Annotated in this window: 20 protein-coding genes; 8 read left to right on the top strand and 12 right to left on the bottom strand. The window is 44.8% G+C overall.

Translation table 11 applies throughout. The features are described from left to right. Nucleotides 1-120 precede the first annotated feature (120 nt). Nucleotides 121-1,479 carry a biosynthetic peptidoglycan transglycosylase gene (locus K08M4_RS21025; RefSeq protein ID WP_086051348.1) on the top strand — a complete coding sequence of 453 codons (1,359 nt, stop codon included), beginning with the start codon at nucleotides 121-123 and terminating at the stop codon, nucleotides 1,477-1,479. A 112-nt stretch (nucleotides 1,480-1,591) separates the two neighbouring features. Continuing rightward, complete coding sequence (locus K08M4_RS21020; protein ID WP_086051347.1) at nucleotides 1,592-2,416, top strand: hypothetical protein; 825 nt, start codon at nucleotides 1,592-1,594, stop codon at nucleotides 2,414-2,416. A gap of 109 nt (nucleotides 2,417-2,525) precedes the next feature. On the opposite strand, the gene mpaA is transcribed toward K08M4_RS21020, so the two are convergent. Then, nucleotides 2,526-3,236 carry a murein tripeptide amidase MpaA gene (mpaA, locus tag K08M4_RS21015; RefSeq protein ID WP_086051346.1) on the bottom strand — a complete coding sequence of 237 codons (711 nt, stop codon included), beginning with the start codon at nucleotides 3,234-3,236 and terminating at the stop codon, nucleotides 2,526-2,528. A 174-nt stretch (nucleotides 3,237-3,410) separates the two neighbouring features. Here mpaA and K08M4_RS21010 point away from each other — a divergent pair, with 174 nt between their 5' ends. Continuing rightward, nucleotides 3,411-5,036: an ABC transporter substrate-binding protein gene (locus K08M4_RS21010; RefSeq protein ID WP_086051345.1), complete on the top strand. Its 1,626-nt coding sequence runs from the start codon at nucleotides 3,411-3,413 to the stop codon at nucleotides 5,034-5,036. 107 nt (nucleotides 5,037-5,143) lie between these two features. Here K08M4_RS21010 and K08M4_RS21005 read toward each other — a convergent pair whose 3' ends face one another. From K08M4_RS21005 to K08M4_RS20990, 4 genes are all read right to left on the bottom strand, one after another. Continuing rightward, nucleotides 5,144-6,568: a PTS fructose transporter subunit IIBC gene (locus tag K08M4_RS21005; RefSeq protein WP_086051344.1), complete on the bottom strand. Its 1,425-nt coding sequence runs from the start codon at nucleotides 6,566-6,568 to the stop codon at nucleotides 5,144-5,146. A gap of 13 nt (nucleotides 6,569-6,581) precedes the next feature. Further along, nucleotides 6,582-7,022 (bottom strand): PTS sugar transporter subunit IIA, encoded by a 441-nt coding sequence (locus K08M4_RS21000; protein ID WP_086051343.1) that lies wholly within the window; start codon nucleotides 7,020-7,022, stop codon nucleotides 6,582-6,584. A 265-nt stretch (nucleotides 7,023-7,287) separates the two neighbouring features. Next, nucleotides 7,288-8,505: a mannose-6-phosphate isomerase, class I gene (gene manA / locus K08M4_RS20995; protein ID WP_086051342.1), complete on the bottom strand. Its 1,218-nt coding sequence runs from the start codon at nucleotides 8,503-8,505 to the stop codon at nucleotides 7,288-7,290. Between the two features lie 131 nt (nucleotides 8,506-8,636). Next, nucleotides 8,637-10,556, bottom strand: a complete 1,920-nt coding sequence (locus K08M4_RS20990; protein ID WP_086051341.1) for a PTS fructose transporter subunit IIABC — start codon at nucleotides 10,554-10,556, stop codon at nucleotides 8,637-8,639. A 378-nt stretch (nucleotides 10,557-10,934) separates the two neighbouring features. Here K08M4_RS20990 and K08M4_RS20985 point away from each other — a divergent pair, with 378 nt between their 5' ends. After that, on the top strand, nucleotides 10,935-11,774 hold the full coding sequence (locus K08M4_RS20985) for a helix-turn-helix transcriptional regulator (protein ID WP_086051340.1): 840 nt from the start codon (nucleotides 10,935-10,937) through the stop codon (nucleotides 11,772-11,774). Between the two features lie 95 nt (nucleotides 11,775-11,869). Here K08M4_RS20985 and K08M4_RS20980 read toward each other — a convergent pair whose 3' ends face one another. After that, nucleotides 11,870-12,643 (bottom strand): PTS sugar transporter subunit IIA, encoded by a 774-nt coding sequence (locus K08M4_RS20980; RefSeq protein WP_086051339.1) that lies wholly within the window; start codon nucleotides 12,641-12,643, stop codon nucleotides 11,870-11,872. A gap of 7 nt (nucleotides 12,644-12,650) precedes the next feature. After that, nucleotides 12,651-12,953, bottom strand: a complete 303-nt coding sequence (locus K08M4_RS20975) for a PTS fructose transporter subunit IIB (protein ID WP_086051338.1) — start codon at nucleotides 12,951-12,953, stop codon at nucleotides 12,651-12,653. A gap of 243 nt (nucleotides 12,954-13,196) precedes the next feature. Here K08M4_RS20975 and K08M4_RS20970 point away from each other — a divergent pair, with 243 nt between their 5' ends. Continuing rightward, entirely contained in the window at nucleotides 13,197-15,062 is a 1,866-nt protein-coding gene (locus K08M4_RS20970; RefSeq protein ID WP_086051337.1) for a fructose-specific PTS transporter subunit EIIC, read from the top strand. Between the two features lie 112 nt (nucleotides 15,063-15,174). Here the strand turns inward: K08M4_RS20970 and K08M4_RS20965 are convergent, their stop codons facing one another. Next, the gene (locus K08M4_RS20965; RefSeq protein ID WP_086051336.1) at nucleotides 15,175-15,759 is read right to left on the bottom strand and encodes a TetR/AcrR family transcriptional regulator; all 585 of its coding nucleotides are present in this window, start codon (nucleotides 15,757-15,759) and stop codon (nucleotides 15,175-15,177) included. Nucleotides 15,760-15,886: 127 nt separating this feature from the next. Further along, complete coding sequence (locus tag K08M4_RS22200; RefSeq protein WP_086051335.1) at nucleotides 15,887-16,060, bottom strand: hypothetical protein; 174 nt, start codon at nucleotides 16,058-16,060, stop codon at nucleotides 15,887-15,889. A gap of 425 nt (nucleotides 16,061-16,485) precedes the next feature. Here K08M4_RS22200 and K08M4_RS20955 point away from each other — a divergent pair, with 425 nt between their 5' ends. Next, entirely contained in the window at nucleotides 16,486-18,465 is a 1,980-nt protein-coding gene (locus K08M4_RS20955) for a methyl-accepting chemotaxis protein (protein WP_086051334.1), read from the top strand. Between the two features lie 97 nt (nucleotides 18,466-18,562). Here K08M4_RS20955 and ohr read toward each other — a convergent pair whose 3' ends face one another. Then, nucleotides 18,563-18,985 (bottom strand): organic hydroperoxide reductase Ohr, encoded by a 423-nt coding sequence (gene ohr, locus K08M4_RS20950; protein ID WP_086051333.1) that lies wholly within the window; start codon nucleotides 18,983-18,985, stop codon nucleotides 18,563-18,565. Nucleotides 18,986-19,112: 127 nt separating this feature from the next. Here ohr and ohrR point away from each other — a divergent pair, with 127 nt between their 5' ends. Next, nucleotides 19,113-19,550: a transcriptional regulator OhrR gene (ohrR, locus tag K08M4_RS20945; RefSeq protein WP_198299341.1), complete on the top strand. Its 438-nt coding sequence runs from the start codon at nucleotides 19,113-19,115 to the stop codon at nucleotides 19,548-19,550. 135 nt (nucleotides 19,551-19,685) lie between these two features. Here the strand turns inward: ohrR and K08M4_RS20940 are convergent, their stop codons facing one another. Further along, nucleotides 19,686-20,849, bottom strand: a complete 1,164-nt coding sequence (locus K08M4_RS20940; protein ID WP_086051331.1) for an amino acid permease — start codon at nucleotides 20,847-20,849, stop codon at nucleotides 19,686-19,688. A 251-nt stretch (nucleotides 20,850-21,100) separates the two neighbouring features. Further along, entirely contained in the window at nucleotides 21,101-22,531 is a 1,431-nt protein-coding gene (locus tag K08M4_RS20935) for an aminotransferase-like domain-containing protein (RefSeq protein ID WP_086051330.1), read from the bottom strand. Between the two features lie 122 nt (nucleotides 22,532-22,653). Here K08M4_RS20935 and K08M4_RS20930 point away from each other — a divergent pair, with 122 nt between their 5' ends. Next, complete coding sequence (locus K08M4_RS20930; RefSeq protein ID WP_086051329.1) at nucleotides 22,654-23,553, top strand: DMT family transporter; 900 nt, start codon at nucleotides 22,654-22,656, stop codon at nucleotides 23,551-23,553. Nucleotides 23,554-23,676: the final 123 nt, after the last annotated feature.

The raw sequence follows: 23,676 nt of genomic DNA, 5'->3' as shown, positions 1-23,676 counted from the left end.
ATTTGCATTTAATAACTTAATAAAAAGCGGTAGTATGTATCAATAAAACACGACTTATAGCCGTACGGTAAACGTTAGGTGTTTTTGGCAATCGACATTCAATAAGGAGCTGGGTGGTAAATGATTCAAGATGATCAAAATGATGGCTGGAAACAGCATTTCCCTACCTATCATTTTACAAAGCGCGATATAGCTCTAGAGGAATACCAAGTTGCAGCTAAAGCCCTCGAATCAGAAGAGCGAGTTTTTCTTAATGCTTCAAATATCACTTTGGTTGCATCAGCCACACTTGGTTCGTTAGCAGTAAGTTCAACTGAAAAATTATCCGCAACACTTGCTCCCGTGCTACCTAATTACGCTACACCAATAGTTCTTTTGCTTGTGGTTACGATGTTTGCACTAATAAGTGTCAAGTACTTCGCCGATAGGCAAAGAGCTATAACATTTGCTAGCCGAAAAATTGTAATATTAAGAAGAATGTTAGGTCTCTCATATGGAAAGATTCAGTTGGTTTTACCTAACTGGAGAGTTGAAGGCGCCGATCAACCATTATCCATAAAATTGTTCCCGGGTTGGTTTTCATATGCAGCTTACCCTTTTTGGATTTTGTTAATTATTTCAAGTTGTATTTTCTTCTTATTATTGGCAATGCTAATTAAAAGTGTTCCGCTAGATTTGATTTCGATGGAGCCGCTAACGTTAGTAGCATTATTAACTGTGCTATGGATTTTAGCCTTTACACTTATTTTTCGAACGTCATTGTTAGACACCCATGAAAACCTCAGACTCTTAATTACTCAACGACTAAGCAAACTAATCAGTTTACCTGTCGCACCAAATATTGAATATTTAATTTATCGAGCAAACCTCGCTACATACGAAACTGGTAGACATAAGGTTTCTTTCAAAAATTTAATACAACTATTAGTGTTCATTGAAGATAGGGACTTTTATAAGCATTCCGGTATCAGCTATAAAGCCATCGGGCGTGGAATCTTGAGTTTATTTAAGCTAAAGCGCCGCTCTGGTGGGTCAACTATTCATCAACAACTAGTACGTACTCTCTTCATTCTTGACCTTAGTAAAACAAAGCGCCGAAAATTTGTAGAAATTCTACTTGCTCCGTGGTTAGACAAAGCTTTAGAGAAGCAGAGAATATTGGAAATCTACATATGTTCGGTTAGGTATGAAAATCGATGTTTTGGGGTTGTTCCAGCAATGCAGTATTTCTTTGGCGAAATTATCCAGACCCCTTCAAAAGCTCAAGCTTTCTTTCTTGTGGAAAGAGTGTCAAATATACGAAAGTCACTCCTTTCAAACAAAATTGCCGCCACAGCTGAAGCAGCAAAAGAGAAGGGAATATTATCTGGTTCAGACCTTAAAGAACTAGGCTTAATATATAAAAGGGTAGTAAGCGAAGGCAAAGTTATCGATCATAATGGCAGTATAGAACGCTTAATTGAGCAGCTAAATGTCTAGCAAGTCGCTAGAATTGTCACTAGAACATGCGGCGGTTTGATTTGAAGTCTAGTAGGCTTCTTGGGGGCTCCTCATAGTGAGTATTTTAGGCTTTATCTAAAGGAAATTTAACTTGGCTAGATTGGCTCCAAAAGTTGAAACTATTCGAGCACTGTTCGCTCGTTCAGGCAACCAATGTGCATTTCCGGGATGTACTCATCCAATGGTGAACCTAAAGCAAAAGTTTGTTGGTCAGATATGCCATATCGAAGCAGCTATGCCACAAGGTGAAAGATATAATACCGAGCAATCAGATGAAGAACGTAGGTCATACGACAACCTAGTATTATTATGTTACCAGCATCATATAGAAACAGATGATACCAATGAATATACGGTGCAGAAATTAAAGCAAATAAAGTTTTGCCACGAATCCAACTTCTTAAAATCAGACTTTAAAATTAATGAGTCTGAACTCTATAAGCTCACAACTGAAATGGAGCGATACTGGTCTCACGTTGAACGTCTAAATTCTAATGAACATACTATGGAAGAGTTAGCTTTCCGAGTTACGACACAAAATGACTATAAGTTACTGTTTAGCAGCGCAATAAACTCAGTAGACAGGATAGAAGAATTGCTTGAGCGATTACAAGCAAGTAATGATTCACTAGATAGTGATTTCTATAAGTTCATTGAAAAACACGATGTTGACTCTACTGTACTCAAAAAGCTCTCATACTCTTGTAGCCCTTTTGATCTCCGTTCGTGGGAAGACTTTACACTATCAAAACCGAATAATCTGATGCAAATTCGTATTGATTTACTTGCCATAGAGGTAAGTTATTTAGAACTGTATTTGAAAACTAATAGCAACGATCTCTCGGCTAGAGAAGCACTTGAGTTGGCAAAAACAAAGCTGGCAGACTTAGCTCAAAATGCAATTCTGTGCGATTAACCTTATAATTAACTACGTTTAGGGTTTCAAGATACTTTTTCTAACCAGGATCGATTTCATTTGATCAAAAGATCTAACAAGCTTTTGTCCAAAAATGAGTTAGTAATTTCTAAACAGCTCCCTCACACCCCAACACAGCCACAAATGCATCCAAATATTTCTCGATAGTCAGATCCGCAGACACTGGCGGCAGCTCTACGGTAATGCAAGGTAGGCTTCTTTCTTGGCACCAAGTGCCGAATGAACCTGGGGTTTCGTAGTCGACGTCTTCGACGAGCGGTAGGTTGAACTGCTTGCTCAGCCAAGTGGCAAGTTCCGATTGATCGGGGTCATCGACTATGGCGAGTGGTTCGTGGAAAGAGATGACGAACTTGGGTTGGCGTTGCTCAATGAGGTTGATGAGTGACTGCACTTCAGGTTCAAGTTGGTTGGCTTGTCCCGTTTTCACTTTTACGTCTCTGACTGGGGTGTGAGAACTCCAGCGATAGACGGTGCCGTTTTCTGTCCAGTTTTGAGTCGGGAAGGCGCGGTTCAGATCGACTTGGCTTGCGTTGGCGCGAGTGCCCAATTGATTGCCATCTGGGTTCATCGATAAGATTACATCGTGTCGCAAGTTGGCGGTAGGCAAACTTCTTAGCGCGCAAGACAAACCCGCGATAGAAGCAGTTTCATCGCCGTGTGTGCCCGCTAAAATCAGCCCGCGAGATTCGCTTTCTACTTGTGCGGGGAAATAGAGTAAGGGTGCACCCAACACCGATTTTCCATATGACAGCGGCTTTATCGAAAACGCAGCTCTTTCCGTTCTTGGAATTAAACTCACCTTAATCTCCTGATTGATCAAGTACTATCAAGTATTCACTATTGGCTATATTAATCATTAACCAAGTCCATTAGATGAACCCCTCTAAATAAACCATAGCGTCAAAACTCGTCAACCGTCGCATTGTTAATTTTATTACTTTGCTTCAAAGATAGGCTAGGAGAGCAAAAAAACATGGATTTTAAGAAACATTCAACGGCTTTACTCATTTCATCTTTATTGACCCCTTTTATATCAGTGACTGCCGTTGCTGAAACCTTACCGGCCGGAACTTCTCTGGCGAAAGACCAACACTTGGTGCGTGCCAATGATGCAGAAGCCGCGACACTCGACCCTGCTAAGGCTGAAGGCTTGCCTGAGATGCACATTCTAATAGACCTATTTGAAGGTTTAGTGATCCAAGATCGCGATGGCAATATCACTCCGGGCGTTGCGGAATCTTGGGAAACCGAAGACAACCAGACGTTTGTGTTCCATCTACGAAAAGATGCGCAATGGTCGAATGGTGATCCGGTGACGGCCGATGATTTCGTGTATGCAATAAGACGAGCGGTCGACCCGAAACTCGCTTCGCCGAATGTTTGGTATCTCAAGCTTACTCAAATCAACAACATCGCTGACGTGGCAGAAGGTAAGAAGCCTGTTGAAGATTTGGGGATCTCTGCAGTCGACAAGCACACGGTGAAGTTCGAACTCGATAGCAAAGTGCCTTACTTTGTGGCGATGACAGGCCACACCTCCATGATGCCCGTTCATAAGGCAACGCTAGAGAGCAGCGATAAACCATGGAGCGATCCCAAGCAGTTTGTGGGCAATGGCGCGTTTGTTTTAGGCGAGTGGGTGGTGAACGAACGCATTGAACTGGAGAAGAATCCTAACTATTGGGACAGTTCAGATACGCACTTAACCCAAGTGACTTACATTCCGTTTGAGAACCAGAATGCGTCGATTAATCGCTATGCGGTGGGCGAGGTCGATATTACGTCTGATGTGCCGACACACATGGCGCAGCAGCTCAAAATGAAATATCAAGACGCGTATACAGCGGTACCTTTATTGTGTACATACTATTACGCGTTCAATACCACACGCCCTCCGTTTGATGATGCGCGAGTGCGTAAAGCGGTGTCTTATTCCATGATGCGCAATGTGATTACTAATGGAGTGACTCAAGTAGGTAACTTACCGGCTTATACCTTTGCTCATGAATACACGGCAGGTTTTGATGCCACTCAACCTGAGTACAGTACATGGATTCAAAGGGACCGTGACCAAAAGGCGAAAGAGTTGCTGAAAGAAGCCGGATACGATGCTTCTAACCCGCTAGATTTTAAATTGCTTTACAACACCAGTGAATCGAATAAGTCGATTGCGGTGGCGATTGCATCTATGCTGAAAAGCAATCTAGGCGCGCAAGTTGAGTTGGAAAACCAAGAGTGGAAGTCTTACTTAGTGTCACGTCGACAAGGTGATTTTGATGTGATGCGAGCGTCTTGGTGTGGTGATTACAATGAAGCGTCGACCTTCTTAAGCCTTCTGCGTTCTGAATCTTCAGGTAACTTCGCTCGCTACAACAACGACAAGTACGACTCAGCAATGGATAGCGCATTGGCTGCAACTAATGAGCAAGATCGCCAAGGATTCTATGATCAAGCGGAGCAGTTACTGGCTGAAGACATGCCGATCGCGCCAATCTATTACTACATGCAGGCTCGCCTAGTGCGACCAAGTGTTGGTGGCTTTGCGAAGAACAACGTTGAAGGGCGTATCTATTCTAAGGATCTTTATATCAAGCAGTAAAAAGCTTTGAACATTATATAAATATAAAATCCCCATTTGCTGACAAGGCGAATGGGGATTTTAGTTACTAGGGGGTAGTAATTTTATCTTCTAACTTGTTTCAGGTTTTAAATAGCCACCATGTCTGAGGCTTTCTTCATCGCTTCTTTCGTTGAACACTCAATCACGTTCGCGTTAGCAAAGCGGTGTGCGTCTTTCACTTGAATATCGTGAGCTAAGATAACCAGCTTAGCGTTCGCTACATCTAGGTCGCTGATGCGGTTCTGAATACCGTTTTGACCTTGAGTTTCTACCTTAATCTTAAGGCCTGCGGCTAAGCCTGCTTTCTCCAGTGCTTTCGCTGCCATGAAGGTGTGTGCAACACCAGAAGGGCAACATGTTACGGCTACGATGTCGTACTCGCCTTCGCCTGCTACTGGAGCCGCTTGAGCTTGTACTGGCGCTTCAAGCATGTCTTCTTCTGTTTCCACCGCTACTGGTTTCCAGAAGCCAACGATAACCGCTGTGGTTAGCGAGCCAAGTGCAATACCGACCACGTACATTGGAATGTTGCTTGATACTGGTGCCGTGATTAGGCCGCCCCACGGTGCGTGCAGTAGTACGTCTGTCATGAAGCCAAACACACAACCCACGATACCACCGGCAACGATTGAGGGAAGTACGCGCATTGGGTCGTTCGCTGCGAACGGAATAGCACCTTCAGAGATACCGATAGAACCCATGATTGCTGCTGCTTTACCTGCTTCTTGCTCTTGTTTAGAGAACTTGTTTTTGAATAGGAAAGTCGCCAATGCCATACCTAGAGGTGGTGTACAAATCGCGATGCCTACGCCGCCCATTAGCCACGGTTGTGTGTCTACTTGAGTTTGAGCAAATAGGGTCGCTACTTTGTTGATAGGGCCGCCCATATCAAACGCCGTCATACCGCCAAGGATTGTGCCTAGAACCATCTTAGATGCGCCAGCCATTGAAGCTAGGAACTCGTTCATTGAAGACATGAACAGTTTGATTGGCTCACCAATGCCCCACAGTACGATGCCGGCAGAGATTAACGTGCCTAGAAGCGGATAGATGAAGTAAGCACCTAGCGCGGTCATGTTGGTAGAAAGTGGGATTTTCTTAAGCTGGAACACCACGCCACCGGCGATAAAGCCTGCCACGATACAACCAAGGAAGCCGCCGCCCATGTCAGCCATGATGCCAGAAGAGATCATCGCAGGTGCCAGTGCCGGCTTATCTGCGATTGAGTAACCAATAAAGCCGCCAAGAATGATTGGGAAAAGAACAAGGCCCTTGATACCGATATTAGAGATGTCTGCTAGCAGGCCGTCTGCTGGTACAGCACCTTTGCCTGATGCCATGACCGCTAAAGCCAATAGAACACCACCAGCTACGATGAAAGGCAGCATGTGTGAGGTTCCGAAAAGCAGGTGGCCTTTCATGGTGCTAAGGATTTTTTTAAAGTCGCTACTACTGTTTTTGTTATTAGAATTACTACTGGTATTCGTAGCTTGAGTTGTTAGGGTGCTCATAATTTTCTACGCCTTATGAATTAATTAAAATATTAAGGATTTGTTGTTCGTCTTTTGCGTTATGTATATCTTGAATAAATTCATCACTGAATTTTCCAAATAATTCTTGTAGTACATAAATATGATGGTCAGCACCGTTATCTGGTGATGCAATCATAAAAAATACCGTTGGGTTGATGCCGTCTTCATCGCCATACTCAATGCCTTCGCGCTTAACACCGACAGCGATTGCTGGCTCAGTGACAGCCTTGCTTTTTGAGTGTGGGTAAGCGATGCCGTCCATTGAGGTAATGCTTTGAGATTCACGAATTTCGATGTCTGCCAAGAAGGCTTCTTTACTGCTGATTCGCTTGTTCTCAAATAACATGCCTGCCAATTCTTCAAACAGTTCTTTTTTATTTTTCGCTTGAAGGTTGTTATTAATTAAGTTGACGTCAGTTAGCTGTGTGATCATTTATTAACTCATTCACTATTGAAGTTCTTGAATTAAAATTAATGGATTAACCCGATTCGCGAAATAGCAAATAAAAGCCCTTCACTGCATATTTGTACCAAGCAAAATTAAGTGTGATTTGCATCATTAATGCAGTGTGATACGGGTCATACTTAATGGCGTTTTGATTATGTTTTGATACGCCAATAGGCTTCGTAAAAACAAAAATGCCCCGCAAAAGCAGGGCATGATCAGTGTGAGTTTATTTAGATTTCCTCAGTGCTGACTAACTGTAAGCGCGTGCAACACGCCCAACACAATCCAGTTTGTAACTCTCAGCATAAGCAGGAATAAACACCGACTGGCCTTTCTCTATCACGCAGGTTTCGCCGCACTGGTGAGTAAGCACCATAGATTCGTCGAGAGGTAGTAGGATCTCGGCACCTTCGGTAGTGATCTGTCGCTGATGTGAGTTTTGCATGATAGAGAACTTAAAATCCTCGACTGGAATTTGATATTCCATCACATCACCTTGCTCTATCGGGCTTAGCAGTAACCTATCCGCAGGCTTTTCATTAAATCGAGTACAAGAAACCAGTTCATTCACGTCCATGTATTTAGGCGTCAATCCTGCGCGGAGTACGTTGTCAGAGTTCGCCATGATCTCTAATCCAGTTCCTTTGATGTAGGCGTGGGGCGTTTCTGCATCCAGATACATGGCTTGCCCCGGCTTTAGAGTGATCACGTTCAATAGCAGTGGAGCAAACAAGCCGACATCACCCGGGTATTGCTCTTCCAGTTCTGAAATCAACTGGAACACAGGTGTATCTGAAAGCTTCGCCTTCATCAACAACATGGTGAGTGCCATTCCTTTTTGTTCGCCTTCCAAAGACAACAGGCTTGCGAAAAAGCACGCTAATCCATTCGGTGTTTGATCGCCCGCTAAATCGTTGATCATCGAATGCAGCTCTGGAATATCGAGGTAGTGGAAATGTTCAAGGATCTCGTCGATCGACCTAAAACCATTCATCGCCGTGTAGTCGGTTAGGGCATACACCAGTTCTGGCTTGTGATTGGCATCTTTGTAGTTACGGTTGCCCGCCGTCATTGGAATGCCTTGCTGCTCTTCGAGTGCATACCCAGATTCCGCTTGTTGCTTATTCGGGTGTACTTGAACTGAGAGTGCTTTCTCTGCTGCTAATACCTTAAACAGATACGGCAGCTCACCAAAACGACTTGCTACTTTCTCGCTTAGAAACAGGTTTAGGTTCTTGGAAATAAGGTTCGACAACGTGGTTTGCTGACCATTGTCAGTGACCATCGAACAACCATTAGGGTGAGCACCCATCCAGATCTCCGCTTGTGGCTCACCAGACTGGTTATCAATGCCAAACAGTTGGCTGAACGAAGAAGGGCTACCCCATGCGTAGTTTTGAATCACGTTGGTCATAGGGTAGAAAAAGCGTTGTACGAACGAGTCGTTCGCTAAAGAAAAATCAGACATCGAAATCACCATGAAGGGAAACATGGCTTGAGCTGTAATCGACTGACTCGTTAGTAAAAAACTAGTTACTAAAACTATTAGTTATCAAAAACAGAGAGTCGAAGGGCTCAAGCCATTGGAGTTGAAATGGCTTAAGCCGCTGCTGTCGTTAGCTTGGCTTTGCGTAGATTTTTAAGCGCGATACAAGTCACTGCAGTCACACCCGCACCTGATGCCATGCACAGAAGTGCCAGCAGTGGGTAGTTCATTGCGCCTAGTAAAGCGACCACTGGACCACCGTGAGCAACGCTATTGGTGATACCAAATGAGAACGCCATTACCGCTGCCGTCATTGAGCCAAGTACATTGGCAGGGATAACTGACATCGGGTCTTGTGCTGCGAAAGGAATCGCACCTTCAGAGATGCCCACCAAGCCCATCGCACCTGCTGCCTTACCCGCTTCGATTTCAGAAGATTCGAATAGGTCGAACTTACGGCCAAGTCTGGTTGCGATAGCCATGCCCAGTGGAGCCACAGGAATTGCACACGCCATTGCACCCATGAATTGAGTTTGACCGCTCGCAATCATGCCGACCGAGAATAGGAACGCCACCTTGTTGAATGGACCGCCCATATCGAAACCGGCCATACCACCAAGGACAATACCTAGCAGAACCACGTTACCTGTACTCATGCTCGTTAGCAGTGCAGTCAGTGCATCCATCAACCCAGCGATAGGTGCGCCAATCACAAAAATGAACAGACCCGCGATGAACAGAGAACCAGTGATAGGAGCGATCATGATAGGCACAAGTGGTTGAACGAATTTGTGGTAGTTAAATGAGGTAATCCATTTAACGAAGTAACCGACTAACAAGCCTGCGATGATCGCGCCAATGAAACCTGTACCTGCGTCAGCGCCATAGAAAGAACCGTTGTTCGCAATCCAACCGCCAATCAAGCCAGGGGTTAGGGCAGGGCGGTCAGCAATCGCGTAAGCAATGTAGCCAGCCAAGATTGGGATCATCAGGGTGAAGGCAACCACACCCACTTCAAGAATTTGGTTCCACATGCTGCCCGCAGGAATCGCCATGCCGGATTCACTTGGCTCGCCGCCAATGGCCAGTGCAAGCGCAATCAAAAGACCGCCAGTGACTACGAATGGGATCATGTGTGATACGCCATTCATCAAGTAACGGTAAAGGTCTGAACGCGCTTGTGAGGCTTTTTCTACAACAGATTGGTTGGTCGGCGTTTGTTCAGCTTGGTAACTAGGTGCATTGAGCGCTTGCTTAATCAAGCCTTGTGCGTCTTTGATTGGTGCTTTTACGTTGGTGCTGATGACGCGTTTTCCCGCAAAGCGCGCCATGTCGACCTGCTTGTCACAAGCCACGACAATCGCGTCAGCACGTTCGATCTCTTCTTGAGTTGGGCTGTTTTTAACACCAATAGAGCCGTTGGTTTCGACCTTGATGTCGTAGCTAAGAGCCGCTGCGCCTTTCTCTAGCGCTTCAGCTGCCAAATAAGTGTGTGCAACGCCAGCAGGACAGCCTGTCACACCAATGATGAAGCCTTGTTTTTCTAGTTTGGTTTCAGTTTCGTTGGTTTCAGTTTCTGAAGGCTCAGGTTTGGTAAGCAGTAGTTCTAATGCTTCTTGTTCAGATTGAGCATTCATGAAGCTTTCGATAAAGCCTTCTTCAATCAGTTTTGAAGAAAGCTCTGCCAATACTTCGATGTGGTGATCATCGCCGCCATCTGGAGACGCGATCATGAAGAAGAGTTTTGATGGCTGACCGTCATCGGCGCCGTACTCGATACCCTGTTGATGGACGCCGATAATAACCGCGGGTTTGATCACCGCAGCGCTTTTCGCATGTGGCAGAGCAATACCTTCTTCAAATCCGGTATTACCTTGTTCTTCTCTCGCCTTAATGTCGGCAAGAAACTGTGCTTTGTCTGAAATTCGGCCTTGTGCGTAAAGCACGTCTATCAGCTCTTTAAATACGTCTTCTTTTGAATTAGCGCTAAGCGAAAGCTTAATCAAATCTTGATTGATCAATGTCGTGATCATAATGAACCCCTACTCTGTTTTTATTTTGTTAGAGGTATTCTGGAATCTACGGCTTGCCTTCTGTAGTGAAGAAAAAATGCATTTACTGGATGATTGTTGCGTTATAAGTGGAGTGTGATTTTGATCGGTCGAACGGGCGTTTTTAGGGCGGTGTTGACAGAGTTTAAGATGTGTTGAAGCTTTTATTTATAAGGGATGTAGCGTATTTGTTTATCAGGCCAGGAACGTGCTACGTCAGTTTCGGCACTGGAAATTTATTTCCGTGACTGGATTTTTGTAACTTAGATCTCAAATTGTGATTTTGCTCAATAGCGCTATGTTTCAGTTACAGGTATATCTATTTCCGTAGCCTTATTGCTGCCCTTAAGAGTTCGAATAATGATATTTCATGACTTAATCTCGTCGGTGTTAAATGAGCGAGAACCGTTTCACAACATCTGGTTTGCTGGAGATTTTCACACGCCTTCCGCATGCAGTTATCAGGTGAACTTTCCACGTTTAGAGTTGGTGCTAGACGGAGAGTATATTAATGAAATGGAGAGTCATGATCGCAAAATAACCAACGTTATCGCCAAAGCCGGAGACGCGATTTTCATCCCACCCAACTGCTGGAACAAGCCAAACTGGGATACAGACTGCTCGGTGTTGAGCATGTTGTTTGGTCGTCGTCAGCTTGGTTTAAGCTTGGTGAGCAAGCGCAAAGGCGAGGAGAGCTTTTACGATATTCAAAAGCACAGTATTCAGACTCGCTCTGGTTTTGCGATTGATAATATTTTGGAGGCGCTTAGCTCGTTAGCGAGAGAGGGTAACAAGCAGCCGATGGACGAGTTATTGCTGCAAGCTCTACTGCAATACAGTAAAACCATGCTGGAAGCGCCCGTAGAAAAATCTCATAGCCGAGTACAGGATGTGTATCAAGGGATTTGTATCTACATTCAAGAGAACTTCCACCGCCAGATCACCCGAGACAGCATTGCCTCGCGCTTTAGCATTTCATCCAATCACTTGTCGCGAATGTTCCGTCAACAAGGCCACATGACGCTAGCAGAGTACATTACCCGAGTTCGCGTCGACCGTGCCAAATTCATGCTCAAGAAGTACAACTTCAAGCTCAATGAAGTGGCTGTACGTTGTGGTTTTAAGGATGTGAACTACTTCTGTCGAGTATTTAAGAAGAGCACCGGAAGAACGCCGACTGAATATCGAGGCTCTATCTAACGAGTCAGCTCAATTTCATAAACCTGACTTGTTGAGGCAGACAAGCGAGCGAACGGCTGGGCTATCGAGTAAGGATCGTGAACGGGTTACAAGCACTAAAGCAGGCGAGATGAGATATACATCAACAAGGCTTGTAAATCGACACTGCTTCGAGTCTTTTGCAAACGCTCGTTGACCTGATCGTGAAGTAGGTTTCTAGTTAGGTTGGTAGCCGCCACAATGTGTTCACGTTTCGGCTTGGTTGGCAGTACTAAAGCGATGGCAACGTGTACTTGGCCAATTTGAGATGCCCAGTCAATCGGGTTGTCACTGACGATGACCGCGATCGAGAGATCTTGAGTCGATTCAAACATCACATGGGGCAGTGCGATCCCCGGTGACACGCAGGTTGAAGAGCGTTCTTCTCGCTTAATGAAAGCCAAAATCAGCTCATCTGGATCTTCTGGATAAACGAGGTGAGCGAGCCCTTTCAAGCACTCAAATTTTGTCAGTTGAGTTTGCGCCTTAGCGTGGTGCCACTTGATGTCACAAGGCGGGCATATCTGCGGCATACGCTGGATTAAATCGTTAGAGAACTCATGGTTTACTTGCGAACCAACCATGTCGTAATGCTCAGCAATCACGTCTTTTATTACAAAGCATGCGAGTTCAGCATCAATCCCTACCGCGGTTATCTGACACAAATCCCCCCGGAGTAAACCCACTTGTAACATCGCGACAGATTTGGAGAGATCAGCGGTTCGATTTTGAGTGATGTTGATAATGCGGATGTTGCTTTTGAACTTCTTCGCTAAACGAGTCAACGGCTGCGCGACGTGTGAGTTCGCGGCAGGATCGTCAACGAAGAAGGTGATCTGGTATTCGTTCATAAAAGGTTTAAGTTCGACAATGCTTAATAAAGACTTTATCGACACTCAATAACACCTCTTCCATAGGAATGAATACGGTTTTTGCTGGGTCAAATCGGCTTGGTTGTTCGATGTCGATATCAGAGATGATCAACACTTTGTCTGCGAGGGTAATATCCTGGCCTGTTAGTAAGTTTTCAATACCCATAGCGCCTTGTGTCTCAACCTTGATCGAAACGTTGAACTTAGGAGCTGTTTTATTTAGAGCATCAGCTGCCATATAGGTGTGCGCAATGCCTGTAGGGCACGCAGTTACCGCTACAATTCTCATTATTATTCTCGGTGTGCTTAGATCGACAGTTTACTTGGATCGATGGGACTATCTGAAGCTAGAGAGTTTATGGATTCCCGTTTTTGATTCAAAGGTGAACGTCACACTCTTGCTTCTTGGTTACAATTATCCAGTTAATGCACCTTTCGTCCTATATATCGAGCGGCCTTGCCTCGTTAGTCTTTTCATATTATTAACCTCTTTATCTCATTTACTTAAATTGGTACTCGGACGAGGCAGCACATGGACATCACTAACATAATAGAGCCGGAGATTATCTGTCTGGATTTAAAGGCAGACTCTAAACAGGCGGTATTTGAAGAGCTTGTCGAACTGCTTGACCGCGCAGGCAAGCTCTCCAATAAAAGTGAGTTCCTTGATGATATCTGGAAGCGTGAGGCCATCGGCAATACGGGCTTTGATGATGGTATTGCGATTCCACACGCGAAAAGTAAAGCCGTAGCTAAACCTGCTGTGGCGGTAGGTATTAGTCGAACGGGTATTGATTATGGCGCAGACGGCGGCGAACTGTCGGATGTGTTTTTTATGCTCGCGTCGCCAGATAATAGCGATGATCATCATATTGAGGTTCTGGCCCAGATCTCAACTCGATTGATCGAAGATGGTTTTGTTACAAAATTAAAGGCGGTGGAGTCTGTCGAGGAAGCTCAAGAGCTGTTTCTCGAAGCCAATTCTGAATCGTTTGATAGTTATGCCTCAAGCCATCATGAAGTGTATGTCGAGCCACTCAGCCCTTGGGCACAATCTCTTAACCGCCTCAAAGAACACTTGTTATACGGTACCTCACACATGATCCCTTTCGTGGTTGCAGGTGGTGTGCTTTTGTCTTTGTCGGTAATGGTGTCTGGTCATGGCGCTGTGCCTGAGAGCGGTGTTCTGGCTGACATAGCACAAATGGGTATCGCGGGGCTAACCCTGTTTACCGCGGTGCTCGGTGGTTACATTGCATATTCAATGGCCGACAAACCGGGTTTAGCGCCGGGCATGATTGGTTCTTGGCTCGCAGTGAATCAGTACAGTACTGGCTTCCTTGGTGCAATTGTGGTCGGATTCTTCGCTGGCTTTGTGGTGAATCTACTTAAGAAGATCAAACTCCCTGACAGTATGATCTCGCTGAGTTCGATCTTCATCTATCCATTAGTCGGCACCTTTGTAACCTGCGGGGCGGTGATGTGGGTGATAGGCTCTCCTATCGCGTATGTGATGCTTGAGATGAACCAAATGCTGACTGGTATGGCGGGCTCAGGGAAAGTGGTGCTAGGCAGTATTTTAGGGGCGATGACGGCCTTTGATATGGGCGGCCCAATCAATAAAGTGGCGACGCTGTTTGCTCAAACGCAGGTGAACACTCAACCATGGTTGATGGGCGGTGTCGGTATTGCCATTTGTACGCCACCATTAGGTATGGCACTGGCGACTTTCCTATCGCCGAAGAAGTTTAAACGAGATGAACGCGAAGCGGGTAAAGCTGCGGGAATCATGGGCATGATCGGCATCAGTGAAGGTGCGATCCCATTTGCAGCGGCTGACCCTGCACGTGTTCTGCCCGCGGTTGTTGCTGGTGGCATTGTTGGTAATGTGGTTGGCTTTATGTTCCATGTCATCAACCATGCACCATGGGGCGGCTGGATAGTGTTGCCGGTGGTTGATGGCAAAATTGGCTATATCGTCGGGACATTAGCAGGAGCACTGACGACGGCTCTGATCGTGATACTACTGAAAAAGAACGTGGTCGAAGGTGAAGCAAGTTCTAATCAGTTTGCGGGTGGTTCGGTGACAGAAGAAGGACAAGCGGATGTATTGGCGATCACTTCTTGTCCATCTGGTGTTGCTCATACGTTTCTTGCGGCTAAGTCTTTGGAAAAGGCGGCTCATCATCTTGGGGTTCGGATTAAAGTCGAAACGCAGGGGGCCAACGGAATTGGCAATCGCATTACACAGAAAGACATTGAGCGGGCGAGGTTGGTGATTTTTGCTCATGATGTGGCGATTAAAGAGATCGAACGCTTTGCGAACGTGAAAACCTTAGACGTTAGCACCAAAGAGGCGATGCTCAATGCTCAGGCGTTGATCATGAGAAAGGTGTAACCGTTAAACTATAAATAAAGTTAACTAGATAAAAACTAAAAAGACTCCGCTCAGACCTGTTAAGGCGAAAGTGGAGTCTCTTTGTATTGTGTCCGATCGATAAGGTAAGACCCTAAAAAGGGTGGTACTTAAATATGTCTTCAACCATAGCGTTGAGCAAATCGATATCGTCACAGGTTTTAGCGTAGGTACGCAGGCCTGCGATTTGAACCTGAACATGTCGAGCCAATTGAGTTGGTTCGCGCTCTTTGCTGATCTCACCAAGTTCTTGCGCTTCGGTAATCAGCTTAGCGAACTCACCTTCCATGATCTTGAGTGATTTCTTGGCTTCTTCTAATAATTCAGCGTGCTCATCCGTCAGTTCAGCGACTGTTTTAGCCAGCATACACATGCCGTTTGGTGCGCTTTGTTTCGATTCGACAACGGCACGCTTTACAAAGTTTTCGAGCGCTTTGATTGGCGATTCGGTTTCGCTGCGAAAGCGGTTTAGATTGAGGATGCCAAGTTCGGTATAGCGAGCCAATGTTTCTTTAAACAAGCCTTCTTTGCTGCCGAAAGCCGCATAGATGCTGCCCGGACGCATATCAATCACGTCTTGCAGGTTGCGCATAGAAGTCGCGTGAAAGCCCTTTTCCCAATACAGGTTAGTTGCTTTATCTACTACGTCTTGTCTATCGAACTTCGCTGTTTTGGCCATAACATTTACTTCATTAATCTGGACATATGTTCAATATTTTATGCTGAACGATCGTTCCAGTAAAGCAGTGTCTGGTTACTCTGGCAATCTCGCAAAGATCGAGAGCATCAATCGCTAATAAAAAACTCTAATCATCAACAACTTCGACGGTTTTATGCTGCGCGCCGTAATAGGTGCCTTCATCGATAGCGTACATCAGAGTTTCTTCACATTCAGGGCAGTCGAACTCTTCATTGGGTTCGATTGCTTCCTCTTCTACCCATTCCCAACCAATGTGTTTTTCGCAAGCGGGACAATCCATAAAAATATCTCTCAGTGGTTATCGCATATTTACAGCGAGTCTCTATTTAACGGGCTCGGCAGTATACATATTTGATGCTGAATATATAGATGTTCGCGAGTGAAATGATTGGTAAAGATTACACAGTGAGTGCTGATCTACTACTTTATGATTATGCAAAAACTGTCAATTTTTAGTCACTGCGTCAGGGAAATGTTGTTACACGTATTTTTCGTCTGGTTAAGTCAGATAGTTAACAGTTTTATTCATAAACCAATGAGTTTTATAAGGTTAAATGTTACCGTTTGCTCATCTGATCAGTGTGGTTAGGTCACTATTAATATGGATCAGTTCAAATAATTATAGGGTTACAATTAAGGCGTGCTCGTTAGTAGGAAGCTTAGTTTGTGACTGAAAAAGATTTGTTAGTTGTTAGGGAAATAATAATGAATTTAACCGATATGTCATTTAAGCAAAAAATCATCGCTTTGCTTATCTTGCCGATCTTAGGGTTTTTATGGCTTAGTGTTTCTGCAATTTCGAAAGGCGTAGAAACCACCAGTGAAATGTCGTCATTAAACCAACTTACGCGTTTGTCAGTCGTGTACAGTGAATTGGTGCACGAGTTACAAAAAGAGCGTGGTATGACCGCTGGTTTTATCGGTTCACAGGGAAGCAAGTTTGGCAGTGAACTGAAAGCGCAAAGAATTAACGCAGACAGCAAACGCAGTCAAAGAACCGAGTACTGGGAGTCTGAAGACATCGATTTATCGCAGATCACGCGTCTGAATACTGAAATCAACCAAAGTCTTAACCAAATCACTTCGATTCGTAATCGAGTAGATTCTCAATCGATTCCCCTTTCTGAAGCATTAGGCTACTACACTAAACTTAACGCTAAGTTATTGAGTGTATCTGCACTAATTGCTGAGTTAAGTACTGATGCCACCATCACGACAGAAACCATCGCCTACTATAACTTTCTACAAGGCAAAGAGCGTGCGGGTATCGAACGTGCGGTTCTCAACAACACCTTTTCTAAAAATGAATTTGGCCCGGGTATGTTGGTTAAATTCATCTCTTTGGTAACCGAGCAAAATACATATTTTGCGAACTTTGAAGTTTTGGGTAACCCAGACAACGTTGATTTCTTTAAACAACAACTGAATGATCGCTCGGTGGCTGAAGTGGAAAAACTTCGTGATGTGGCTGAATCGAAAATGAGTGGTTTTGATGTCGATCCTGTTTATTGGTTTGCTCAATCGACGGCACGAATTGTTCAGCTAAAGAAGACTGAAAATCAGTTAGCAGAGTCTCTTATTACACTGACGGATCAGAAAACTCAGCAAGCTCAATCAGCAATGATGGGCAGCATTGTGATGTTTGTTGTGATCACTTTGTTCGCAACTTTTGTTAGCTTCAAAGCCATTACTGATTTAACGGCTCGAGTTAAAGATCTAACGCGAGTACTTTCTAAAGTCCGTAATGACAATGACTTAACCGTTCGTGCGACTTATGTAGGCAACAGCGAATTGGGTCAAATATCTTCATCGCTTAATGAAACACTAGAGAAGTTTTCTCAAGTTATCGATAACCTGTCTCAATCTAGCCTGACACTTGCTTCAGCGGCAGAAGAGACGGCGCAAACTTGCCAATATAACTCAAGTACCTTAGTTGAACAGCAAGACCAGATTGGCTTGATTGCAACAGCAACAGAAGAGCTATCGGCGACGGTGAACGAAGTCGCAGCTAAAACACAACAAACGGCAAGCTCAGCGAAGATCGCTGATGAACAATCACAGCAAGGTTTAAGCACGGTTCAACAATCTTATGAGTCGATAGAAACCTTGGCATCAGAGATTAATAGCCTAGCTGAAAAAATCACCCATTTACACGAAAGCAGCAACAACATTAACAGTGTGATTGATGTAATTAAGTCGGTTGCTGAACAAACCAACTTGTTAGCGTTAAATGCGGCGATTGAAGCCGCTCGAGCTGGTGAACAAGGTCGTGGTTTTGCTGTCGTAGCCGATGAAGTTCGTACATTGGCTCAGCGTACGCAACAGTCCACTTCGGAAATTGAAGGCTTCATTAACTCGCTACAATCGGACGTACAAACAGCGTTTAATGTGATTGATAACAGCAAGAAGATGTCTTCAAGGGCGGTAGAGGACTCACGAGGAGTAGAACAGACTCTGCAAGATATTTCAGGGTCGGTGAGCGAAATATTCAGCATGGCAGAGCAGATCGCAACCGCAACTGAAGAGCAAGCTGTAGTGACTCAAGATATTGCACAGAATGTTGTGGCGGTAGAGCAGAAGTCGACAGAATCTACGACGGGCGCAACGCAAATTGCGGCGACAGCGAAAGAACAAGCTGAATTGGCAACATCGCTGAAAGAGCTCTCGAATACGTTTAAGAGCTAAGAGCTTGAAGTTAAAAGTTATATAACGAAATGTCCCGCCTAGTGCGGGACATTTTTTTAGCGGGATACTTTTTCTTTTTTTGTGTGTGGGGGAGCGACTAAAGCGCTTGTCCGTTAACCGACAATTTCACATCAATGTTGCCACGAACCGCATTTGAGTAAGGGCAAACTTGGTGCGCTGTTTTCACAAGCGTAACAGCCTGTTCTTGCGCTAAATCGAGTTCAATTGATAGCGCTACCGTTAAAGCAAAGCCACCGTTTTCATTTGGTCCGATACCCACTGTTGCAGTCGTTGGCGCGGATGCGATCTTAATCTTCATCTCTTTAGCGACATGAAGCAGCGCATTTGAGAAACACGCAGAATAGCCTGCAGCAAAGAGCTGTTCTGGGTTGGTCGCTTCACCTGAACCGCCCATCTCTTTAGGGTAGCTTAATGCCAGTGAGAGTAGATTGTCGTCAGTTGATACTTGGCCGTTACGACCTGCGGTTGCTGTTGCTGAAGTTGTGTAGAGTGTTGTCATTGTTTCAGTCCTTTTTTGAATTGTGTAAAATTAAATTGCGCACAACTTAATTTTAAAGCTAGCTTAATTGATAAAATTTGAGCGCGCAAGTATATTGTGCACAATTTAATTTATTAGTGAGATGATCATGAGCGACCAAGATGACTATCTAAAGCTGGATAATCAGGTGTGTTTTGCGCTGTATAGTGCATCGAATGCAATGAGTAGAGCGTATCAACCTTTACTGAAAGCGCTTGATCTTACTTACTTGCAGTACATTGTGATGATGGTGCTGTGGGAGCAACAAGAGATCAATGTTAAAGCGCTAGGCGCAAAAACGCATTTGGATTCAGGGACGTTGACGCCATTACTCAAGCGTTTGGAAGCGAAAGGTTATGTGCTTAGAACCCGCAGTGCTGAAGATGAACGAGTTCGGGTTATTACGCTGACACCTGCCGGGGTAGAGCTCAAAGAGCAAGCGCAAACCGTGCCAGTTGAAATGCTGTGTCTTTCTAAGATGAATGAAGATGAGCTTAGATCACTAAAAGCACAGTGTGAGCAGTTGCTGGGTAATTTGACCAAGTAAGAAAGACCGTTTAACTCACGGTAATGATAATCAGAAAATAAAAAGCCCGTTAGTCCGGCTGGTAATAATCGGACTAACGGGCTTTTTATATTTGCTGTCTTCTAAATGGCAACAGATAGTCTATTCAATTGGGATTTACCCCATAAACCAAGAGATAAAAATCAACGCACCAAAACCGAATGTTGCCATCAGTGCCGTATCGCCACCGGCTGCTGTATAGCTGCCTTCGGTTTGTAGGTGAGGGAAGTCAGGCCTACGAATCTTAACCACCATTGCGAGTGGTCCCCAGATAGCTAGGAACACCAACACCATGCCTGCATAGTCCAGCATGCTCACGAACTGGCTTGCGAACAGCTCTGCTAATACCAAAGGCAGTACAAAGGTCAGAGCATAAGCTAATGCTTTGTTGTTGGTGACTGCGTCTTTGTTTTGGTCATACAACGCCATGGATACACCAAGGAAAGAGGTCACCAGTGCCAGCGCTGAGAACAGCGCAATCACGACTTTTAACCAAGCAGATTGTCCGCTAAACGCAGAGATCAGTTCTGAAATGTTGTGGAACTGGCTGATCGCGTCTGTGCCAAGGTTACCGATAATCGCAAACAACCAAGTGAGGTAGCACACTAGCGGAATCACTGAACCTAACAGAATCATATTGCGGATCTGCTTTTGAGTCGCTTCACGGTTGTAGATAACCAGTGAAGGGATCACCACCATAGAGGCAAAGCTAGTAAAGATAACCGCGCTGTATTGCACCACGTCATTGGCCGTGTATTGGCTAGTTTGAGTTAGGTAATCTAGACGGATATTACTAAACAGAGAGGCAATAACAATGAAGAGCATCACCACCATCATGATGAATAGACCACGGTTTAATTTATCGATATAAGACTTACCCGCGACTACAATCACCCCCATCAATAGGCTGAAAACGGTATAAGCAGCGGATGCAGAGATGTCTACGCCGACGTCGAGCAGTAGCTTATGAATGATGTCGCCAACACCCAAGATATAGGCGATCAGCATGCATACCAGCAGCAGGTAAAAGAGTGCATTGATAAAGTGTTTACCTTTGCAGCCCAGAGTGAGGTAAGCAACACTGCTCATGCCACTGTTATCTTTAGTTTTGGTACACGCTTCTGCCAGTAGGAGTGCAGAGTAAGTGGTGCCGATAAAGATAAGTAGCATCAGCACTGAGCTGATCATGAAGCCAAACTGGGCCAACACCATGGGAATAGCAAGCATGCCAGCCCCTAATGCCGTTCCCGAAAGGATTAGGGAACTGCCGAATAATTTCATATTCAAAAAAACAACCTCTAGCGATCCAATTAATTTTTGTTTGGATTGTAAATAATTGTTTCCAAGACTAACAAAATACTCAGTAAAGTTAGGGGTTAAATTCTAATTATTTTTGAATTTCTCTAAAAAACTTACAAAGGTATTTCGGAGTATTATCTGTGATCGTTTGACGCATTTTCTTGGTGATTGTATTTGTTGTTTTAGTTAACGTTTATTCATTGTTGAATGATTTAGACGTTGGCAACATTCGGTTAGAAAGAAGTATGTTTGGCGATTATCTTCGCTAATGTCACTATCCCTTCTTTCCACTCTTTACTCTCTTCGATGTTCGCTACCGTGAAGCGCAAGCAGTGTTTATATTGATCGTTTGTCCCAAATACTGTGCCAGGTAATATTCCCAATTTGTGCTTCAAACAATCTTGATAAATCGCGTAGCTATCGACCGATTCAGGTAACGTGATCCAGTTTAGAAAAGACCCCTCAGGTTTTGACAAGTGGTAGCGGCCAACAAGGTGTTCATAGCCATCAAGCGCTTGTATTAACAGGCTTTGAAATTGCTTTTGATTGGTTTGGTAGAGCCGCTTCATTTTGGATAAGTGGCTGCGATATTTACCGGTAGTGAGAAATTGACCCACCGCGGATTGCATTAAATTGGAGCTGCCCATGTTGTCGCATAACAGGTATTTTTCAACTTGAGCTTGGTAACGACCTGAGAGTAACCAGCCAATACGCAAGCGAGAATCTAAGGTCTTGGACAAAGAGTTGACGTAAATGACTCGATCTTGGTCATCAAGCTCTTTGAGGCTGGCAATGGGTGTGTCGAATGCCAAGCTACCGAACACATCGTCTTCGATAATCGGTAAAGATCCGGTTATCTCCAGTAATACCTTTCGGTTAGCCAATGGCATTCGTGAACCCGTTGGATTGGTAAAGTTTGGCGTTAGTAGCAAGGTTTTCACTTCCCATTTGTCCAACGCACTCTGTAGTGAAGGAATGTCGATTCCGTGGCTGACGCTGCATGGTATTTCAAGGGCCTGCAAGCCAAGCGATTCAAGTAAAAGTAGATTGCCAAAGTAACAGGGCGACTCGACCGCCACGATGTCTCCCGGTTTGGTTAATGCACGTAAAGCCAGACTGATCGCCTGTTGAGCACCATGTGTAATCGCAATCTCATTCGATCCCGCAGGTACGCCTAGATCATGGGTGATCTTTAACAACTGCTTCACTAATTGCTCATCGCCGGGAGGTAATTGGTAATAACCGGGAAGCTGGGTTTGCAAACGGCTATGGCGACCGATTTCGGCATACAAGCTACGAATGGCAGGGTTATTAATGTTCGGGTGTGCAGAACCAGCAAGCAGTTTCAAGCGACCTTTCGGACGGGAGAGTACAGATTTGGTGACCGACAAGAGATCGACTTTTTGAGGCTGGCTCGGTGCATCCCAGATGGTGGTGTTCGGTGCTTTCACACGATAGCCTGATTTAGGCACAGAATAAACCCAGCCCGTCGCTTCCAATTCTTGATAAGCGCGAATCACGGTGTTTTTGCTCACACCGAGTTGTTCGCTGAGTTGACGAATGGAAGGTAAGCGGTCGTCTGGGTGAAAGAGCCCTTTATCGATCTGAGCCTTAATGTGTTGTTCTATAGCGAGATATTTATTGCCGTTGAGTTCTGCTTCCACGTTTCCCCCTTGTTACTCACACTTAATCTGTAACCATTTAAAGTGTTATATCTGTATCTTTATTAGTTATCTGTACCCAACTAAGGTAACAGCATTGATGAAGAGTTGACCAGAGGTTTGTAATGCTGATTAAAATGATTCCGTTTGTGTTTGTACTATTGTGGTCGTCAGGCTTTGTTGGCGCTCGTCTTGGTGTTGAATACGCTGAACCCGCAACGTTACTTTCACTTAGGATGGTAGCCAACGTGGCGCTATTCTTGGTTTTGATTGCAATCCTTAAGCGTCGTATTCCTCGTGGTCGAGCATTTTTTCACGCTTGTGTGGTGGGTATTTTGATTCATGGCTTCTACCTTGGTGGCACTTATCTCGCGATTGATATGGGTATGCCCGCCGGGTTGAGTTCTCTACTTGTTGGCTTACAACCGATTCTTACGGCGTTGATCATGATCAGCTGTACCTCACAGCGTTTTAACTTCGCACAATGGCTAGGCTTAGCCCTCGGTTTCGCAGGTATTAGCTTGGTGCTGATGGGCAATATTGAGTGGCAGTCAGACGACCAAAAAGGCTTGGCAACGTTATTATGTTTGGTTTCTTTGGTGGGTATTACGGTCGGTACTTTATATCAGAAGCGCTTTTGTCAGGGTACAGATATGGTCGGTGGCGCGATGGTGCAGTACTTGGCAGCAGCAGCATTGTTCTTACCTTTTGCAATGCGCTACGAAACTATGCAGGTGAACTGGACTATTGAGTTCACGTTGACTCTGACTTGGCTAGTGATTGTTTTATCGTGCATTGCTATTTTATTGCTGCTTTACATGGTAGAGCATGGCGCTTCTTCAAGTGTGGCATCGGTGTTTTACTTAGTTCCCCCCACAACAGCCATTCAAGCGTGGCTCATTTTTGGAGAGTCATTCGACATTTATGGCGCAATAGGCTTCGCGTTGTCAGCGACCGCTGTTTATCTGGTGGTGAAAAAGCCTGAGTTGATTAAGTTCCGCAGACAAACAGCATTAGAGAGGTAATGTGTCTACCAAAATTATACCAATCGTAGTAACTAACTGGTCACCCTAGCTTGTTAAAAATCTCGATAACTTCGTTAGAACTTTTGATTGTAGAATAACTACTTATCGAAAAATGCTGCCTTG

Origin of the sequence: Vibrio syngnathi, assembly GCF_002119525.1 — a bacterium.
Classification (GTDB): Bacteria; Pseudomonadota; Gammaproteobacteria; order Enterobacterales; family Vibrionaceae; genus Vibrio; species Vibrio syngnathi.
This window is presented reverse-complemented; position numbering and strand designations above follow the sequence as displayed.

What these genes read in the sequence shown, in the direction of transcription:
- K08M4_RS21010 (WP_086051345.1), top strand. Translation starts at nt 3,411, where the DNA reads ATGGATTTTAAGAAACATTCAACGGCTTTACTCATTTCATCTTTATTG.
- K08M4_RS20955 (WP_086051334.1), top strand. Translation starts at nt 16,486, where the DNA reads ATGAATTTAACCGATATGTCATTTAAGCAAAAAATCATCGCTTTGCTT.
- K08M4_RS21000 (WP_086051343.1), bottom strand. Translation starts at nt 7,022, where the DNA reads ATGATCACACAGCTAACTGACGTCAACTTAATTAATAACAACCTTCAA.
- ohrR (WP_198299341.1), top strand. Translation starts at nt 19,113, where the DNA reads ATGAGCGACCAAGATGACTATCTAAAGCTGGATAATCAGGTGTGTTTT.
- K08M4_RS20985 (WP_086051340.1), top strand. Translation starts at nt 10,935, where the DNA reads ATGATATTTCATGACTTAATCTCGTCGGTGTTAAATGAGCGAGAACCG.
- K08M4_RS20970 (WP_086051337.1), top strand. Translation starts at nt 13,197, where the DNA reads ATGGACATCACTAACATAATAGAGCCGGAGATTATCTGTCTGGATTTA.
- K08M4_RS20940 (WP_086051331.1), bottom strand. Translation starts at nt 20,849, where the DNA reads ATGAAATTATTCGGCAGTTCCCTAATCCTTTCGGGAACGGCATTAGGG.
- K08M4_RS20980 (WP_086051339.1), bottom strand. Translation starts at nt 12,643, where the DNA reads ATGAACGAATACCAGATCACCTTCTTCGTTGACGATCCTGCCGCGAAC.
- K08M4_RS20930 (WP_086051329.1), top strand. Translation starts at nt 22,654, where the DNA reads ATGCTGATTAAAATGATTCCGTTTGTGTTTGTACTATTGTGGTCGTCA.
- K08M4_RS21025 (WP_086051348.1), top strand. Translation starts at nt 121, where the DNA reads ATGATTCAAGATGATCAAAATGATGGCTGGAAACAGCATTTCCCTACC.
- K08M4_RS20975 (WP_086051338.1), bottom strand. Translation starts at nt 12,953, where the DNA reads ATGAGAATTGTAGCGGTAACTGCGTGCCCTACAGGCATTGCGCACACC.
- ohr (WP_086051333.1), bottom strand. Translation starts at nt 18,985, where the DNA reads ATGACAACACTCTACACAACTTCAGCAACAGCAACCGCAGGTCGTAAC.
- K08M4_RS22200 (WP_086051335.1), bottom strand. Translation starts at nt 16,060, where the DNA reads ATGGATTGTCCCGCTTGCGAAAAACACATTGGTTGGGAATGGGTAGAA.
- K08M4_RS20990 (WP_086051341.1), bottom strand. Translation starts at nt 10,556, where the DNA reads ATGATCACGACATTGATCAATCAAGATTTGATTAAGCTTTCGCTTAGC.
- K08M4_RS21005 (WP_086051344.1), bottom strand. Translation starts at nt 6,568, where the DNA reads ATGAGCACCCTAACAACTCAAGCTACGAATACCAGTAGTAATTCTAAT.
- K08M4_RS20965 (WP_086051336.1), bottom strand. Translation starts at nt 15,759, where the DNA reads ATGGCCAAAACAGCGAAGTTCGATAGACAAGACGTAGTAGATAAAGCA.
- manA (WP_086051342.1), bottom strand. Translation starts at nt 8,505, where the DNA reads ATGTCTGATTTTTCTTTAGCGAACGACTCGTTCGTACAACGCTTTTTC.